The 17,052-nt window shown below is 67.0% G+C and carries 13 protein-coding genes; 10 read left to right on the forward strand and 3 right to left on the reverse strand.

The features are described from left to right. Positions 1–272 precede the first annotated feature (272 nt). Positions 273–1,037 carry an SDR family oxidoreductase gene (locus GBZ48_RS04595; RefSeq protein ID WP_174469927.1) on the forward strand — a complete coding sequence of 255 codons (765 nt, stop codon included), beginning with the start codon at positions 273–275 and terminating at the stop codon, positions 1,035–1,037. A gap of 70 nt (positions 1,038–1,107) precedes the next feature. Here GBZ48_RS04595 and GBZ48_RS04600 read toward each other — a convergent pair whose 3' ends face one another. Both GBZ48_RS04600 and GBZ48_RS04605 read right to left on the reverse strand, forming a co-directional pair. Continuing rightward, positions 1,108–2,691: a Ppx/GppA family phosphatase gene (locus GBZ48_RS04600; RefSeq protein WP_174469928.1), complete on the reverse strand. Its 1,584-nt coding sequence runs from the start codon at positions 2,689–2,691 to the stop codon at positions 1,108–1,110. Between the two features lie 23 nt (positions 2,692–2,714). Further along, positions 2,715–4,862, reverse strand: a complete 2,148-nt coding sequence (locus tag GBZ48_RS04605) for an RNA degradosome polyphosphate kinase (protein WP_174469929.1) — start codon at positions 4,860–4,862, stop codon at positions 2,715–2,717. 203 nt (positions 4,863–5,065) lie between these two features. Between GBZ48_RS04605 and GBZ48_RS04610 the strand changes: the two genes are divergently transcribed. From GBZ48_RS04610 to trmFO, 5 genes are all read left to right on the forward strand, one after another. Beyond that, a complete protein-coding gene (locus tag GBZ48_RS04610) occupies positions 5,066–5,584 on the forward strand; it encodes a SixA phosphatase family protein (RefSeq protein ID WP_174469930.1) in 519 nt (172 codons plus the stop codon). A gap of 84 nt (positions 5,585–5,668) precedes the next feature. Beyond that, on the forward strand, positions 5,669–7,285 hold the full coding sequence (locus GBZ48_RS04615) for a CYTH and CHAD domain-containing protein (RefSeq protein WP_174469931.1): 1,617 nt from the start codon (positions 5,669–5,671) through the stop codon (positions 7,283–7,285). Between the two features lie 159 nt (positions 7,286–7,444). After that, positions 7,445–10,312 (forward strand): excinuclease ABC subunit UvrA, encoded by a 2,868-nt coding sequence (gene uvrA, locus GBZ48_RS04620; RefSeq protein ID WP_174469932.1) that lies wholly within the window; start codon positions 7,445–7,447, stop codon positions 10,310–10,312. A 62-nt stretch (positions 10,313–10,374) separates the two neighbouring features. Continuing rightward, positions 10,375–10,572: a hypothetical protein gene (locus GBZ48_RS04625; protein ID WP_174469933.1), complete on the forward strand. Its 198-nt coding sequence runs from the start codon at positions 10,375–10,377 to the stop codon at positions 10,570–10,572. Between the two features lie 217 nt (positions 10,573–10,789). After that, positions 10,790–12,133 (forward strand): methylenetetrahydrofolate--tRNA-(uracil(54)-C(5))-methyltransferase (FADH(2)-oxidizing) TrmFO, encoded by a 1,344-nt coding sequence (gene trmFO / locus GBZ48_RS04630; protein ID WP_174469934.1) that lies wholly within the window; start codon positions 10,790–10,792, stop codon positions 12,131–12,133. Between the two features lie 37 nt (positions 12,134–12,170). Here the strand turns inward: trmFO and GBZ48_RS04635 are convergent, their stop codons facing one another. Beyond that, the gene (locus tag GBZ48_RS04635; RefSeq protein ID WP_174469935.1) at positions 12,171–13,025 is read right to left on the reverse strand and encodes a phytoene/squalene synthase family protein; all 855 of its coding nucleotides are present in this window, start codon (positions 13,023–13,025) and stop codon (positions 12,171–12,173) included. A 123-nt stretch (positions 13,026–13,148) separates the two neighbouring features. Between GBZ48_RS04635 and GBZ48_RS04640 the strand changes: the two genes are divergently transcribed. The 4 genes from GBZ48_RS04640 (at position 13,149) to GBZ48_RS04655 (ending at position 17,016) form a co-directional block, all read left to right on the forward strand. Further along, positions 13,149–14,021: a squalene/phytoene synthase family protein gene (locus GBZ48_RS04640; protein ID WP_098739835.1), complete on the forward strand. Its 873-nt coding sequence runs from the start codon at positions 13,149–13,151 to the stop codon at positions 14,019–14,021. A gap of 69 nt (positions 14,022–14,090) precedes the next feature. Next, positions 14,091–15,029: a presqualene diphosphate synthase HpnD gene (gene hpnD, locus GBZ48_RS04645; RefSeq protein WP_174469936.1), complete on the forward strand. Its 939-nt coding sequence runs from the start codon at positions 14,091–14,093 to the stop codon at positions 15,027–15,029. Then, positions 15,029–16,417 (forward strand): hydroxysqualene dehydroxylase HpnE, encoded by a 1,389-nt coding sequence (gene hpnE / locus GBZ48_RS04650; protein ID WP_174469937.1) that lies wholly within the window; start codon positions 15,029–15,031, stop codon positions 16,415–16,417. The genes hpnD and hpnE overlap by 1 nt, the downstream gene beginning before the upstream one ends. Positions 16,418–16,422: 5 nt before the next feature. Beyond that, positions 16,423–17,016 carry a superoxide dismutase gene (locus GBZ48_RS04655; RefSeq protein ID WP_174469938.1) on the forward strand — a complete coding sequence of 198 codons (594 nt, stop codon included), beginning with the start codon at positions 16,423–16,425 and terminating at the stop codon, positions 17,014–17,016. Positions 17,017–17,052 lie beyond the last annotated feature (36 nt).

Below are 17,052 nucleotides of genomic sequence, written 5' to 3' on the forward strand. Positions count from 1 at the left end.
CGGATCCGAAGTTGCGACGCCGGAAATGGGCAACGCATCCGCAATCCGCCATGCCGCAACCGGTCACCCCAAAACGATCCAGCCATGCATGCTTATGGGGCATGCTTAGGGGAACACCCCGTATGGGCGAACAAAAAACACATAAGTTAGGTTATGGAAAACAATGCTGCCGCCTTCCGCTTCGGCCTTGCGAATTCGAAAGCAAGAATCGGATAGCCTGAGCCTGACCGTTTTCGCGACTTTCGGGCCGTTCATGGCATGGGAGAATGGCAATGAAACAGCTGGACGGAAAGATTGCAATCGTCACGGGTGCCAGTTCCGGGATCGGGCGCGAGGCGGCGCTGCTGTTCGCGGAACACGGCGCAAAACTCGTTCTGGTGGCCCGGCGGTGTGACGAACTGGAACGGCTGGCAGACGAGATTCAGAGCAATGGCGGCGATGCCGTCGCCGTGGCCGGCACTGTCGCGGATGCCGACGTCGCACGCGCCGCGGTCGAAACCGCCATCCGCCGGTTCGGCGGACTGGACGTCGCTTTCAACAATGCGGGCACCACCGGCGCGCAGGTTCCGCTTCCCGATATGACGGCGGAGATGTGGCACGAGGTGATCGATACCAACCTGACCAGTGCCTTCCATGCCGCCAAGCACCAGATTCCGGCGATGCTTTCCCGCGGCGGCGGATCGCTGATCTTCACCTCGACCTTCGTCGGCCACACCGTCGGCTTTCCCGGAATGGCTGCCTATGCCGCCAGCAAGGCCGGATTGATCGGTTTGACGCAGGTGATCGCGGCGGAATATGGACCGCACGGCATCCGCGCCAACGCCTTGCTGCCGGGCGGCACCGATACGCCGATGGGACGGGCCGTGTCGAACACGCCGGAGGCGCTGGCTTTCGTCCAGGGGCTTCACGCCCTGAAACGCCTCGCGACCCCGCGGGAGATCGCGCAATCGGCGCTCTATCTGGCGTCGGACGCGTCCAGTTTCACCACCGGAACCGCGCTGCTGGTGGATGGCGGCGTGTCGATCACCCGGACGTGAATAACCGGACATGAACGGGCCGGGCCGCACGCCATTCACCGGCGTCCGGCCCGGCCCTATTCCTCCGGCCCTACTCCGCCGCCTGCGGCCGCAGCGGCTGGACCACATCGCCCTTGAGATTCATCGCCTTGGCCAACGCATCGATGCGGCGCTGCACCGCTTCGCCGGACGGGACGCTGCCGTCGTCGGGCAGGGTCAGCACGATGCGGCCATCGCCGACCTTCAGGCTCGTGCGCTCCAGCAAGGCCGTGGCGCCGCCCGACAGCGTGTGTGCAAGGCGCAGGGCCAGACCCAGCACCAGTGCCTTCATGCCCTGCCCTTCGCTCACCAGCGTCCGCACCGGTGCGGTCAGCGGCGTGTCGATGGTGCCGGCATAGCGGGCATGGGCGGCAAGCGCGAGGAAGGCACGCTCGTCGTGGTCCAGCGCTGGGAATGGATAACGCAGCACGCGCAGGAAGGCATGTTCCGCCCGGTAGTCGGGATGGTCGGCCCAGCCGACGTCGCTCAGCAGGCAGGCGGCATGGCGCAGCCGGATGGCGTTGTCGTCCTCGCCGGCGAAAAGCCCGGCGGTCCAGGACATCAGCAAGGCCGGATCGCCCATCCGCACGAAACGTCGCGCCCAATCGGCAGCCGACGCCATCAGCGGATCTTCGCGCTGCCCCTCCGGCGAGAGCAGCGAATAGAGATGCCCTTCGCGCAGGCCGTAGGCGGAGAAGACCAGCTTCGACGGCTGGGCGATGCGCAGCAGCCGTTCCAGCACCAGCCCGGCGAGAGGCAGCGTATCGAGCCGGCGGCGCGATCCCGCCATCTTCTCCAGCGACGAGCGGCTCTGCCGGCCGATCAGGCCGGTGAACTCCCGCGCGTCGGCGGAGGGGATGGTGTAGTGGTGGATGATGTGCAGCGGGTGGCCGGACTGTTCCATATGCAGCTTGGCGATGGCGCGCCAGCTGCCGCCGACCGGGTAGAAGGGCCGCCCCCTCATCGCCGGCAGCCAGGGCAGCGATTCCAGATGCTGGTCGATCAGCTTGGCCGGGCCGCCCTTGGTCGAGCCGACCTCCATAAGCCGCAGCGGGCCGAGCGGCAGCGTCACCTGCTTGCCGATCACGCCGCGGTCGAGCGTCACCAGCTCCAGGCTGCCGCCGCCGAGATCGCCGACGAGACCGTCCGCGCCGGGCGTGCCCGACAGCACGCCCATGGCCGACAGCCGCGCCTCCTCCTCGCCACTGATGACGCGGACGGTCAGGCCGGCCCGGCGTCGGATGGCATCGACGAAGGCGGCTCCGTCGCGGGCATCACGCACGGCGGCGGTGGCGATCACGTCGAGCCGGCCGACGCGCATGCCCTGGGCCAGGGTCGCGAATCGCTCCAGCGCCGCCAGCCCCTGGGTGACACCGTCGGGATTCAGCACGCCGGCCTTCTCCACGCCGCGCCCAAGGCCGCACAGCACCTTCTCGTTGAACAGGGCAAGCGGTGAGCGGGTAAGCCCGTCATAGACGACGAGACGGATGGAGTTCGACCCGATGTCGATCACGCCCACCCGTTCTCCGACGCGCTCCCCGACAGTCGCAACGCCTGAAGCGCCGAAGCCTGAAGCGTTGCTCCCCGCCTGCCCCAGCTCGCCGAAATTGGCGGCGGCGCGTTTGTCCATGCTCATACTCTCACTCCCGTCACCCGCCCTCAGGACACCGTGTGCAGCATCAGCCGCGGCGGCGTGCGCTTATTGCTGAGCGCGCTGCCCCGGCCGGACAGGCTGGGGTTGGTCATGAAGTAATTATGGGCACTGAACGCATCGGGGCCAGCCTTGATGCGATGGTACACGCCATCGGGCCCCAGCTTCCAGGTGCTTGCATCGTCCTTCATGTTGGCGACCATGATCTGGTCGAGCACCTGTTCGTGCACCGTCGGATTCTCGATGGGCACCAGCGTCTCGATGCGGCGGTCCAGATTGCGGGTCATCCAGTCGGCGGAGGAGATGAACACCTTGGCCTGGTTGCTGGGCATCGGATGGCCGTTGCCGAAGCAGATGACGCGGCCATGCTCCAGAAAGCGGCCGACGATGCTGCGCACCCGGATGTTTTCCGACAGCCCCTTCACCCCCGGCCGCAGGCAGCAGATGCCGCGGATGATCATGTCGATCTGCACGCCGGCCTGCGAGGCCTTGTACAGCTTGTCGATGATGACCGGATCGACCAGGGAGTTCAGCTTCACCCAGATCGACGCCGGCCGTCCGGCGGCGGCATGGGCGATCTCCGCCTCGATCAGGTCCGACAGGCGCTGGCGCAGCGTGATCGGGGCGATGGCGATCTTCTCCAGCACCTTGGGCGTGGCGTAGCCGGTCATGAAATTGAACATGACGGCGGCGTCGTGGCACAGCGCCGGGTCGCAGGTGAAGAAGGACAGGTCGGTGTAGACCTTCGCGGTGATCGGGTGGTAGTTGCCGGTGCCGAAATGGACGTAGCTGCGCAGCGCCTTCTTCTCGCGCCGCACCACCAGCGACACCTTGGCGTGGGTCTTCAGATCGACGAAGCCATAGACCACCTGGGCGCCTGCGCGTTCCAGATCGCGCGCCCAGCGGATGTTCGCCTCCTCGTCGAAGCGGGCCTTCAGCTCGACCAGAGCCGTGACCGACTTGCCGGCCTCCGCCGCCTCGATCAGCGCGGCAACGATGGGGCTGTCCTTGCTGGTGCGGTAGAGCGTCTGCTTGATCGCCACCACCTGCGGGTCGCGCGCCGCCTGCCGGATGAACTGCACCACCACGTCGAACGACTCGTACGGGTGGTGGACGACGATGTCCTTGTGGCGGATCGCCGCGAAGCAATCGCCGCCGAAATCACGGATCCGTTCCGGGAAACGGGCATTGAAGGGACGGAAGACCAGATCGGGCCGCTCGTCGACGATCAGCAGCTTGGTGTCGGTCAGGCCGATCAGCCCATCCAGGATGAAGACGTCGTCCGACGCGACGTTCAGCTCATGCCGCAGGAACTCACGCAGGTCGGCGGCCATGCCGCTGTCGGTGGCGAGCCGGATGACGCTGCCGCGGCGGCGGCGCTTCAGCGCGCTTTCGAAGGTGCGGACCAGATCTTCCGCCTCTTCCTCGATTTCGATTTCGCTGTCGCGCAGCACGCGGAAGACGCCATGCGCCTTGACCTGGAACGGAGGGAACAGGCGGTCGATGAACTGCATCACCACCTTTTCCAGCTGGATGAAGCGGATGTCCGAACCCGGCAGGCGCAGGAACCGCTCAAGCTGCGTCGGCAGCGGAACCAGGGCGTCGATGTGCCGGCCCTTGACCGGGTCGTGCAGCTGGAGCGCCAGCGAGAAGCCGAGGTTCGGCAGGAACGGGAAGGGGTGGGCCGGATCGACGGCGATGGGCGTCAGGATCGGGAAGATATCGTCCAGGAACTTGGCTTCCAGCCAGTCCAGTTCGCCTTCGCTGAGGTCGGCCGGATCGACGACCGAGATGCCGGCGCCACGCAGTTCACCTTTCAGCGAACGCCACGTGGCCTGCTGGCTCTCCATCAGGGCGGCGATGCGCTGCTTCACCGCGGCCAGCTGCTGGGCCGGCGTCAGATTCTCGGGGCTGGGCGTTTTTACGCCGGCGGCCACCTGCCCTTTCAGGCCGGCGACGCGGACCATGTAGAATTCATCGAGGTTGCTGGCGGAGATCGACAGGAAGCGCAGCCGTTCCAGAAGCGGGTGATTCGGGTTGGCCGCCTCGTCCAGGACGCGCTGGTTGAAGGCCAGCCACGAAAGCTCCCGATTGATGAAGCGTTCCGGGGCGTTTGGCTCGATACCGACCGAATCGAGTTCCTGGAGATGCGTCACGTCGACCTCTGAAATCGTGAAATCCCGAACGCCGGCGCTTGGCTTTGAACCATGCCGACGATGGTTATATGGTGGGCAGACAGAGTATCCCATATGCGTTACGGTTTCAGGACTCCCATTTGGTTAAACACTGCGACCTCATTCCCGCCTCGCCGATCCCGCCGCCTGCCCCCTCACCCCTCCCCTGCCGGCCGATTTCCGCCATGAAGACGCTGTTCCTGCTGCGCCATGCCAAATCCTCCTGGGACGATCCGTCGCTGGGCGACCATGACCGCCCGTTGAACGCCCGCGGAGAGAAGGCGGCCACCCTGGTCGGCGCCTATCTGGGCAAGCATCACGCGCACATCGACCTCGTGCTCTGTTCGACCGCCGTGCGGGCCGTGGAAACGCGCAAGCGGGTGATGACGGCGATGGGCTCGCCCTATCCGCCGGTGGAACATGAACGCGGCCTGTATCTGTGCGGCGCCCACACGCTGCTGGAGCGGCTGCGCGACGCGCCCGATTCCGCGACCGGGCTGATGCTGGTGGCGCACAATCCCGACCTGCACGAACTGGCGAACGCCCTGACCGGCAGCGGCGACCATAGCCTCCGCCACGATCTGGCCGACAAGTTCCCAACCGGCGCCTGCGCCGTTCTGGTCTTCGAGACGCTGCATTGGGCCGACCTCGAGATGGGCGCCGGCCGGCTGGCGGATTTTGTGCAGCCGCGTAAACTCTCTTAACCTGCGGCAGCGGTTGGAGTATCCACGGATCCACCTGATTTGCTCCAGGCCGTTCCCCGGCCGGATTCGGGAGGAAGCCGACCCTTGACCCCCGTCAGCCCACCAACGGCACCGCCCAGCAACCCGCAGTCCGGCCCCGACGCGCAGCCGGCCGCCTCGACGTTCCGCGAGGTGGAGTTGAAGCTGCATGCGGCGACGGCGGATCTGGCGCGGGTGACGGCACTGCCGGGGCTGCTGGCGATTGCCGACGGCCCGGCAGCGACCCAAAGGCTGCGAACCGCCTATTTCGACACCCCCGACTTCAAGCTCGCCGCCAACGGGGTGGCGTTGCGCGTGCGGCAGGAGGGCGACCGCTTCGTCCAGACCCTGAAGACCGTCAACAGCGCCAGCCCCGGCGATTCGGCCGCCGTTGCCGTGCGGCGGGAGTGGGAGTGGGGCGTCTTCGGCGAGGCGGTCGATGTCGGCGTGCTGACGGATCCCAGCGTCGCCGGGCTGGTGCCGTCGGCGGCGCTCGATGCGCTGGACTGCCTGTTCATCACCGATTTCCGGCGCACCACCCTGCTGCTGCGCCCCGATCCGCTGACCGCGGTCGAACTGGCCGTCGATGACGGCGGCGTCTATGCCGGCGGCAACTCCCTGCCGATCAGCGAAGTGGAGCTGGAACTGAAGGCCGGCAAGGTCGCCAGCCTGTTCGATCTGGCGCTGATGCTTCAGTCCGCCATTCCCATGCGCATCGGCACCGAAAGCAAGGCGGAGGCCGGTCTGCGGATGGTCACCGGCAGGACGCCGGGACCTGTGGAAGCCGAACCGCTCGGCCTGTCGCCGCTGACTACGGTCGCGGAGGCCTATCGCCATATCCTGCGTCAGGCGCTGCGCCAGTTCCTGGCCAACGAGTCCTGCGCGCTGGCCGGCGGCGACGTGGAGGGGCTGCACCGCATGCGCGTGGCGCTTCGCCGGCTGCGCACCGCCCACCGCCTCTTCGCTCCGCTGATCGCCGCGCCGGAAGCCGACAGGCTGGTCGAGGAAAGCCGGGGGCTCGCCAAGCGGCTGGGACCGGCGCGCGGCTGGGACGTGCTGATGTCCGGCGTCCTCGCTCCGCTCCTTGCCGATCCGAAGGCAGCCCCGGGCATCGACCGGACGGCATTGGAGCGGCTGGAGTCGCTGGCCCGCTCCGCCGGGGCCGATCCGGCACGTGAAGCAATGGCGGCGATACTGGCGCCCGGCTGCACCACCACGGTCCTCGGCCTCGCTGCGTGGCTGGAGCATGGCCGCTGGATGTCGGAGGCGGACGGCGACCGGCGGGCCGTGCTGTCGGCGCCGGTCACCACGCTCGCCGGCGGCTGGCTGGCGGCGCGCATGGCCAAGCTCGGAAAGCCGGCGAAGCCGCCGGAGGATGCCAAGGGGCGCGACAAGCTGCGCCGGCGGCTGCGCACGTTGCGCTATACCGCCGATTTCTTCCGGGGACTTTATCCAGAGGCGGCCACCCTGCCCTTCTTCGCGGCGCTCGAACAGTTGCAGGCGGCACTGGACGCCGATCAGGACGCCGTCACCAGCGCCCGCATGCTCGCATCGCTGACCGGTGCTGACCCGAAGACGGTCGGCGCGGTCGCCGCCTGGATCGAGCGCCAATCCGAAAAGCGGCGCAAGGCGCTGCCCGAGCTGTGGAAGCGGTTCCGGGCCGTTCCGCCCTTCTGGTCATGACCGACCCGCGCGGGGCGCCGGTGGCAATACCGCGCCTGGCGCATATATCGTCAGCCGACCGGCGGCAGGGGGCAATTTCCTCTGCCGGCCGATTTTCGTCATGCGTCGCGGCGCCTTGCCGCTTTCCATCCGGAAAAGCTTCGGGTAAAAGAACACTCCATGAACAAGTACATCAGCGTCCGCGGCGCGCGGGAACATAACCTGAAGAACGTCGATGTGGATCTGCCGCGCGACGAGCTGATCGTCATCACCGGCCTGTCGGGATCGGGCAAGTCCTCGCTCGCCTTCGACACGATCTATGCCGAGGGGCAGCGGCGCTATGTGGAGAGCCTGTCGGCCTACGCGCGCCAGTTCCTTGAGCTGATGCAGAAGCCGGACGTCGATTCCATCGAGGGTCTGTCGCCGGCCATCTCCATCGAACAGAAGACGACCTCCAAGAATCCGCGCTCCACCGTCGGCACGGTGACGGAGATCTACGACTACATGCGCCTGCTCTGGGCGCGCGTCGGCATCCCCTATTCACCGGCCACCGGCCTGCCCATCGAAAGCCAGACGGTCAGCCAGATGGTCGACCGCATCATGGCGATGCCGGAGGGCACGCGCCTGCTGCTGCTGGCGCCCTTCGTCCGCGGCCGCAAGGGCGAGTACAAGAAGGAAATCCAGGACCTGCGCAAGCGCGGCTTCCAGCGCGTGCGGGTCGACGGCACCATGTATGAGATCGACGAGGTGCCGGCGCTAAACAAGAAGCTGAAGCACGACATCGAGGTGGTGGTCGACCGCATCGTGGTCCGCGAGGGGCTGGGCAACCGTCTGGCCGACTCGCTGGAGACCGCGCTGGGGTTGGCCGACGGCATCGTCTGGGTCGAGAATGCCGAGACCAACGAGCAGACCGTCTTCTCGCAGAAATTCGCCTGCCCGGTCAGCGGCTTCACCATTCCGGAGATCGAGCCGCGGCTGTTCTCCTTCAACAACCCGTTCGGTGCTTGCCCGGCCTGCGATGGCTTGGGCAGCAAGATCTATTTCGACCCGATGTTGGTGGTTCCGGACGAGCGTCTGCCGCTGTCGAAGGGCGCCATCGCGCCGTGGGCCGGTTCGACCTCCAAATATTACGACCAGACGCTCGAGAGCATCTGCGAGCATTTCGATGTGTCGATGACGACGCCCTGGCAGGATCTGCCGGAGAAAGTGCGCAAGACCATCCTGTTCGGCTCGGACGGGTCGGCCATCACCATGACCTACGACGACGGCCTGCGGCGCTACCAGACCAACAAGGCGTTCGAGGGCATCGTCAACAATCTGGAGCGGCGTTTCCGGGAAACCGACAGCGCCTGGACGCGCGACGAGCTTTCGAAGTACCAGTCCTCCCAGCCCTGCGAGGTCTGCAAGGGCGCCCGCCTGAAGCCGGAGGCGCTTGCGGTCAAGGTCCGCGGCCGCAACATCTCCGAGGCGGCGGAGCTGTCCATCGCCGGCGCCGGTGCCTGGTTCAGCGAACTGAACGAGCATCTCCGCCCGAAGGACCGCGAGATCGCCTACCGCATCCTCAAGGAGATCAACGAGCGCCTCGGTTTCCTCAACGCCGTGGGGCTTGAGTACCTGACCCTCAGCCGCGGATCCGGCACGCTCTCTGGCGGCGAGAGCCAGCGGATCAGGCTGGCCTCACAGATCGGCTCCGGCCTGACCGGCGTGCTGTATGTGCTGGACGAACCGTCCATCGGCCTGCACCAGCGCGACAACGACCGTCTGCTGGAAACACTGAAGCGCCTGCGCGACATCGGCAATACCGTCGTCGTCGTCGAGCATGACGAGGACGCGATCCGCAGCGCCGACTATCTGGTCGACATGGGGCCCGGTGCCGGCCAGCATGGCGGTTCGGTCATCGCGCAGGGAACGCCGGAGGAGGTTCAGAGGAACCCCGACAGCATCACCGCACAGTATCTGAACGGCACCCGCTTCGTACCCGTGCCCGACACCCGCCGGCCCGGCCATCCCGGCCAGTTCCTGGAGGTGCAGGGCGCACGCGCCAACAATCTGCAGAACGTCTCGACCAGGATCCCGCTGGGCACCTTCACCTGCGTGACCGGCGTGTCCGGCGGCGGCAAGTCCACGCTGATCATCGAGACGCTGTACAAGGCGGTCGCGCGCAAGCTGATGGGTGCCCGCGAGCATCCGGCCGAACATGACGCGGTGCTGGGGCTGGAGCATCTGGACAAGGTCATCGACATCGACCAGTCGCCGATCGGCCGCACCCCGCGCTCCAACCCGGCGACCTACACCGGGGCCTTCACGCCGATGCGCGACTGGTTCGCCGGCCTGCCGGAAGCGAAGGCGCGCGGCTACGGTCCGGGCCGCTTCTCCTTCAACGTCAAGGGCGGGCGGTGCGAGGCCTGTCAGGGCGACGGTGTCATCAAGATCGAGATGCACTTCCTGCCCGACGTCTATGTCACCTGCGACGTCTGCCACGGCAAGCGCTACAACCGTGAGACACTGGAAGTCACCTACCGCGACAAGACCATCGCCGACGTCCTGGACATGACGGTCGAGGAAGGCAAGGAGTTCTTCAAGGCGGTTCCCGGCATCCGCGACAAGCTGGACACGCTGGAACGCGTCGGCCTCGGCTACATCCACATCGGGCAGGCGGCGACCACCCTGTCGGGCGGCGAGGCGCAGCGCGTCAAGCTGTCCAAGGAATTGAGCCGACGCGCCACCGGCCGCACGCTTTACATCCTCGACGAACCGACCACCGGCCTGCATTTCGCCGACGTCGAAAAGCTGATGGAGGTGCTGCACGCGCTGGTCGACCAGGGCAACACGGTTCTGGTGATCGAACACAATCTGGAGGTCATCAAGACCGCCGACTGGATCATCGACCTGGGGCCGGAGGGCGGCACCGGTGGCGGCGAGATCGTCGCCGAAGGCACGCCGGAGGATGTCGCCAAGGTGGAACGCAGCTACACCGGCCGCTATCTTGCCCCCTACCTAAAGGCGAAGCCGGTGGTGCGGAAATCGGCAACCCGAAAGAGGGCGTGAACAAACGCAAGCTGCGCCTTGTTCTTCCAGACAGAATTCGCACTGCATGGGAGACGAGAGGCATGAGCAAGACGCTTTTGACCGGTGTGGGGGCCGCCCTTGGTGCGGCCCTGCTGCTGGCGGCCTGCGGGTCCGACAAATCCACCACCAGCACGACGACCACGACCACCACCACCCCCGGCTACGGCTCGACCACCGTGACGCCGGCCCCGACCGGCTCAACCACCATCGAACGCAGCACGACGACCAAGAGCGAGTGAGCCACTGTTTGGTTGACGCCCAGGCTCCATGTTCTGACTGATATTCTGCTTGGATCGATGTTCTGACTAACTCCTGATCGACCTTACAGCCGGCCTTCCCCGTGAAGGTCGGCTGATCTGTGTCTGGCGGCCACCGTTTGAGGACTGTCGTTTTGGGAGCAGACAGCCTAGATTGCGCGCCAATCGTCCGCAGTCTTCTGTTTGGAATATCGCCTCTATGACCGACTCCCTTCGCCCCGTCCATGTCATCGGCGGCGGTCTCGCCGGCTCGGAAGCCGCTTGGCAGCTCGCCTCCCGCGATGTGCCCGTCGTGCTGCACGAGATGCGGCCGGTCCGCAAGACCGAAGCCCATGATACCGACAAGCTGGCGGAGCTGGTCTGCTCCAACTCCTTCCGGTCGGACGATGCTGAGTACAATGCGGTCGGGTTGCTGCATGAGGAGATGCGGCGCTGCGGCTCGCTGATCCTGCGCTGCGCCGACGCGCACAAGGTGCCGGCCGGCGGCGCGCTCGCCATGGACCGCGACGGCTTCGCCGACGCTGTGACGGAAGCCGTCTCCACCCATCCGCTGATCACCATCCAGCGCGAGGAGGTCGCCGGCCTGCCGCCGGAGGAGTGGGACAGCGTCATCGTCGCCACCGGCCCCCTCACCTCCCCCGCCCTGGCCGAGGCGGTGCGCGTCCAGACCGGCGAGGAGTCGCTGGCCTTCTTCGACGCCATCGCTCCCATCGTCTATCTGGAGAGCGTCGACCTGTCGAAGGCGTGGTTCCAGTCGCGCTACGACAAGCCCGGTCCCGGCGGCACCGGCAAGGACTACATCAACTGCGCTTTCGAGAAGGACGAATACCGCGCCTTCATCGCCGCCCTGATCGAGGGCGAGAAGCTCGACTTCAAGGAGTGGGAGAAGAACACCCCCTACTTCGAAGGCTGCCTGCCGATCGAAGTGATGGCGGAGCGCGGAGTCGATACCCTACGCTACGGTCCGATGAAGCCGGTCGGCCTGACGAACCCGCACAAGCCGGAACGCCGCCCCTATGCCGTGGTCCAGCTGCGCCAGGACAATGCACTCGGCACGCTGTACAACCTCGTCGGCTTCCAGACCAAGCTGCGCCATGCCGAACAGGCCCGGATCTTCCGCATGATCCCCGGCCTGGAGAATGCCGAGTTCGCCCGGCTGGGGGGCATGCACCGCAATACCTTCCTGAACAGCCCGCGCATCCTGGACAGCACCCTGCGGCTGAAGTCGCTGCCCCGTCTGCGCTTCGCCGGTCAGGTCACGGGGTGCGAAGGCTATGTGGAGAGCGCGGCCGTTGGCCTGCTCGCCGGCCGTTTCGCCGCTGCCGAGCGTCTGGGACAGGAGATCAGCGCTCCTCCGGTGACCACGGCGCTCGGTGCCATCCTCGGCCACATCACCGGCGGGGCGGAGGCGGAAACCTACCAGCCGATGAACGTCAATTTCGGCCTGTTTCCGCCGGTGGACGACAAGATCCGCGGCCGCGACCGCAAGCTGGCCTATACCCGCCGGGCGATGGCCGACCTTGACGGCTGGTTGAAGGGCTGACCGGCGGGTATCTGCGGGTTTCCATGCAGCGCGGGCGTCAGTAGCGCCCGCGCATCGCCGCCCAGCCCAGCCGAAGCTGACGGAACGGGTTGGCCAACAGGACGCGCGGGGCGAACACGTCGTTGCCCTCGCGCGAGATCACGCCCAGATGCAGGTCCGCCAGCGTTGCCGGCAGCAATGCCGGGATCGCCTCCCTTGGCAATTCGCGGCGCAGGTCGCGGGCCTCTGCCAGATGCTTGCGTGCCACGTCGGCGATCTCCCCCACCACCGGCCGCAGTTCCGGCGTTGAGCGTCCGGCGAACAGATCCTCAGCTTTGGCGCCGTGGCGCTGCATGAGATCGTCCGGCAGGCGCAGCCGGTGCTGCCGCGCCAGGAACGGCACCGCGCGCAGGATGCCGGACAAGGCATAGGCGATGCCGACATGGCGCCCGGCCGCCATCGCCGCCGCATCCCGCACGCCCAAAATCTCAAGCGCCAGTTGGACCAGCGGCGCCCCGGTCACTTCGGCATAATTGACGAGACAGGTCAGGTCGGCCGGCGGAGCGTCGTCCAGATCGGCTTCCCGGGCGTCGATCAGCCGGTCGAACAGGGCCCGGCTCAATTCCAGCCCGCGGGCCGCTTGCGCCAGAGGCTCCATCACCTCATGCCGGGGTACGGGTCCATCCTCATAGACGGCTTCGATGCCATCGCGCCAGAATTGAAGTCTCATCTGGCCAAGGATCGGTTCGCTGACCACCTCGCGCGTTTTCGCGATCTCAAGGTTGAAGGCGTAGAGCGCGAATGTCGCCTCGCGCCTGTCGGCGGGGGTGAACAGACCTGCCAGAAAGTGGTCGTTGTCATATTTCCGAACCTCCCGTCCGCAATAGGACAGGTCGGTCGCAGCCTTCACCATGGGATGCCCGATTGGAAAAAGAGGGGAGGAGCGATGGAAGGACGGGCCAAAGCCTGTTGCTACGCCTATATGAAGCACACACGGTCGCACCGCCAGCCCCGACGCGCAGCAGGCAGGGATCCCATGACGGATTTCAACATCGCCCCGACGAAACCCCGCAAGACCGGTCCGGTCGCACGCAAGGACGAATCGGGAGAGAATTTTCCCGTCGCGTCCCGCCTGATACCGAAGCATCTGCGTCCGCATGTGATCGCCTTCTACCGCTTCGTGCGTCTGGCCGACGACATCGCCGACGATGCGGATCTCGAACCGGAGACCAAACTGGCTTATCTGGAGGCGCTGGAACGGGCGCTGACCTCGGGCCAGGCCAAGCATGCCTATCTGAAGCCGGCCACCGATCTGCGGGAGAGCCTGCAGAAGACCGGCGTCAGCGATCGCCATGCCCGACAGATTTTGCGCGCCTTCCGCCGCGATTCGGTCGGCGCCCGCTGCCACAGCTGGAGTGACCTGCTTCTCTACTGCCGCTTTTCGGCCAATCCGGTCGGCCGCTACCTGCTGGAGCTGCATGGCGAGGGTGTGGCCGCCGGGCCGGCGTCCGACGCGCTCTGCTCCGCCCTGCAGGTGTTGAACCATCTCCAGGACGCGCGGGAGGATTGGACGCAGCTCGGACGCTGCTACATCCCGCTGGCCTGGTTCGACGAGGCCGGAATCAGCGTCGAGCGCCTCGTGGAGGGCGAGAGCGACGCCCGCATGCGCGCCATCTTCGATCAGGCGTTGGAGCATACCGACCGCCTGCTGGAGCGCGCCGCCGCCCTGCCCGGCCTGATCCAGCATCGCGGCTTGCGGATGGAGGCGGCGGTGATCCTCAGCCTCGCCGAATCGCTGTCGCGGCGCCTGAAGTCCCGTGACCCGATGAAGACGCGGGTGACGCTGGGCGCGCATCACAAGCTGGCCGCCGTGGCGCGGGGGCTGGCGCGGAGCTTCTCCGCCGCATAAACTCCGGGGCCACACGTCGCGACGTGCACCGTCAGGCACGTCACGACGTGCAATGCCCAGGATGTACAGATGACCCCTCCGCCGCTGGAGACGGCCCCGCTGGAACCGGTATCCACGACGTCGCCGGACAAAATCGCGCCGGACAGGAAGGCACCCGATACGGCGACCTCCGTCACCGCCAAGTCGGGCAGCACCTTCTATTGGCCGATGCGTCTGCTGCCCGCCTCCAAGCGGGCGGCGATGTTCGCCATCTATGCCTTCTGCCGCCGTATCGACGACATCGCCGACGAACCGGGCGAGCCTGCCGACAAGCGGGCCGCCCTCGACGTCTGGCGCCGCGACATCCGCGACCTTTATGTCGGCGGTGCCCCCGGTGGCCCGCTGACCGCTGCGCTGAAAGGCGCCATCGAGCGCTACGGGCTGCCGCGGGCCGAGTTTGAGGCGCTGATCGACGGCATGGCGATGGATGTCGCCGGCGAGGAGTCCGGGGGCATGCAGGCTCCCGATCTCGACACCCTGCGGCTCTATTGCCGGCGCGTCGCCGGCGCCGTCGGCATGCTGGCGATCCGTGTCTTCGACCGTGCCGACCCGGCCACGGAGCGCTTCGCCCTGGCGCTGGGCGAGGCCCTGCAACTGACCAATATCCTGCGCGATCTGGCCGAGGATGCAGAATTGCGCCGGCTGTACCTGCCGCACGAACTGCTGCGGGCCGCCGGCATCCAAAGCAATGACCCGGACGAGGTGTTGGCCCACACCGCCCTGCCCAAGGCCTGTGAGGCGCTGGCCGATCTCGCGGAAGCCCGCTTTGCCGAGGCACGCTCCGCCATCGCCGGGCAGGCGCGCGGATCGCTGTGGGCGGCAACCGCCATGATGGTGCTGTACCACCGTCTGCTGAAGCGTCTGCGCGCCGCCGGCTGGCGCGACCTGAAGGTCCGCGTCCGCGTCGGTCGGCGGGAAAGCGCCTGGGTGGCGGTGCGCTGCATGCTCGGCATCCCTCCGGCTGGCTGATGAGCGGCACCGGAACCGTCCATGTCATCGGCGCCGGGCTCGCCGGGCTGGCTGCCGCGGTCCGGCTGGTGGAGGCGGGGCAGTGCGTCGCGCTCTACGATCAGGCTCCGCAGGCCGGTGGCCGCTGCCGAAGCTTCCATGACGCGTCGCTCGGCCGGCTGATCGACAACGGCAACCATATGGTGCTCAGCGGCAACCGGGCTCTGCTCGACTATGCCCGGCGGACCGGCGGATCCGATGCGCTGGAGGAACTGCGGCCGGCGGCGTTTCCCTTCCTCGATCTGCGCGGCGGTGCTGTCTGGACCCTCCGTCCCGGTGGGCTGTGGCTGTTCGACCCGGCGCGCCGGGTGCCGGGCAGTCGGCCGCTCGACTATCTTGCCGCCCTGCGCTGCCTGACGGCCGGGCGGGCGCAGTCGGTTGCCGACCGCCTTCCCCCCCGTGGAGCGCTGTTCGAGCCGCTGTGGCGCCCTCTGGCGGTGTCCGCGCTGAACGGGCCGATGGAGCGCATCTCGGCCCGTCTGTTCGGCGCGGTGCTGCGCGAGACGCTGCTGCGCGGCGAGGCAGCCTGCCGGCCGGTGCTGGCGCCGCGCGGCCTGTCCGCCGCCTTCGTCGAACCGGCCCTGGCACGGCTGCGGGCGCGCGGTGCCGCGCTGCATCTCGGCGCCCGGGTCGATGGGTTGACCTTCGATCAGGACCGCGTGAGCGGATTTGCCGCCGCCGGCAGCGCCGTGACGCTCGGGCCTGCCGACAGCATGATCGTCGCTGCACCGGCCTGGGTGGCGGAACGGCTGGTGCCGGGGCTGACCGTGCCGCCACCGGGATCGGCCATCGTCAATCTGCACTTCCAGCTCGACGGGCCGGTGCGGCTGCCGGGCGGCCTGCCATTCGTCGGGCTGGTCGGCGGAACCGCGGAATGGCTGTTCGCCCGCGACGACCTGCTGTCGGTCACCGTCAGCGACGCGGATGCGCTGGCCGACCTGCCGGTCGATGAGATCGCCGGCCGGCTGTGGGCGGAGATCGTCCCCCACCTGCACCCGCCATCGCGACTCGGGGAGCCGATTCCGCCTTTCCGCGCGGTGAAGGAGCGGCGGGCGACGCCCGACCAGTCCCCCGAATCGGTCGCGCTCAGACCGGAAACGCGCACGCGCTGGAGCAACCTGACGCTGGCCGGCGACTGGACGGAAACGGGGCTTCCCGCCACCTTGGAGGCTGCCGTGCGCTCGGGAAACCGGGCGGCGGAGGCCACTTTGTCGAATGGAAATAACCCTATACGGCGTTCGAGAGTGTTTCCGGCCTTCACAAGCTTCCGTCATCGGCCTATTTGGTCGGACGGAGGTGCCGTGCTCGCAAGGCCCGGCCCGGAAGGACAATCAAAGAAGAGAGGGTAAATCAAATGGCGTTCGAACTTCCGCCGCTTCCGTATGCGTATGATGCTCTGGCTCCGTACATCTCGTCGGAGACCCTGCACCTGCACCATGACAAGCACCACCAGACCTACGTCACCAACCTGAACAACCTGACCAAGGACACGCCGCTGGCCAACGCCAGCCTGGAGGAGGTCATCAAGGCCTCTGCCGGCGATTCGTCCAAGGTCGGCATCTTCAACAACGCCGCCCAGGTGTGGAACCACACCTTCTTCTGGCAGTGCCTGAAGAAGGACGGCGGCAAGATGCCGGCCGCCCTGGAGCAGCGCATCGTCGCCGACTTCGGCAGCGTCGAGAAGTTCAAGGAGGAGCTGACCCAGGCCGCCCTGACCCAGTTCGGCTCGGGCTGGGCTTGGCTGTACCTGGACGGCGACAAGCTGAAGGTCGGCAAGACCGGCAACGCCGACACCCCGCTGGCCCACGGCCAGAAGCCGTTGTTCACCATCGACGTGTGGGAGCATGCCTACTACGTCGATTTCCAGAACCGCCGCGCCGATTTCGTGAAGGCGGTCATCGACAACCTTGCCAACTGGGACTTCGCCGCCGAGCAGCTGGCTGCGTAAGGTTTCCTGTCGAGGTATGAAAAAGCAAAGGCGCCC

Origin of the sequence: Azospirillum melinis (genome assembly GCF_013340935.1) — a bacterium.
GTDB classification, from domain to species: domain Bacteria; phylum Pseudomonadota; class Alphaproteobacteria; order Azospirillales; family Azospirillaceae; genus Azospirillum; species Azospirillum melinis.

Bases quoted from the DNA above. Each gene is read 5' to 3' on its own strand.
- GBZ48_RS04640 (WP_098739835.1), top strand. From the start codon at position 13,149: ATGACGGATTTCAACATCGCCCCGACGAAACCCCGCAAGACCGGTCCG.
- GBZ48_RS04635 (WP_174469935.1), bottom strand. From the start codon at position 13,025: ATGGTGAAGGCTGCGACCGACCTGTCCTATTGCGGACGGGAGGTTCGG.
- hpnD (WP_174469936.1), top strand. From the start codon at position 14,091: ATGACCCCTCCGCCGCTGGAGACGGCCCCGCTGGAACCGGTATCCACG.
- hpnE (WP_174469937.1), top strand. From the start codon at position 15,029: ATGAGCGGCACCGGAACCGTCCATGTCATCGGCGCCGGGCTCGCCGGG.
- GBZ48_RS04595 (WP_174469927.1), top strand. From the start codon at position 273: ATGAAACAGCTGGACGGAAAGATTGCAATCGTCACGGGTGCCAGTTCC.
- GBZ48_RS04625 (WP_174469933.1), top strand. From the start codon at position 10,375: ATGAGCAAGACGCTTTTGACCGGTGTGGGGGCCGCCCTTGGTGCGGCC.
- GBZ48_RS04610 (WP_174469930.1), top strand. From the start codon at position 5,066: ATGAAGACGCTGTTCCTGCTGCGCCATGCCAAATCCTCCTGGGACGAT.
- GBZ48_RS04600 (WP_174469928.1), bottom strand. From the start codon at position 2,691: ATGAGCATGGACAAACGCGCCGCCGCCAATTTCGGCGAGCTGGGGCAG.
- GBZ48_RS04655 (WP_174469938.1), top strand. From the start codon at position 16,423: ATGGCGTTCGAACTTCCGCCGCTTCCGTATGCGTATGATGCTCTGGCT.
- trmFO (WP_174469934.1), top strand. From the start codon at position 10,790: ATGACCGACTCCCTTCGCCCCGTCCATGTCATCGGCGGCGGTCTCGCC.
- uvrA (WP_174469932.1), top strand. From the start codon at position 7,445: ATGAACAAGTACATCAGCGTCCGCGGCGCGCGGGAACATAACCTGAAG.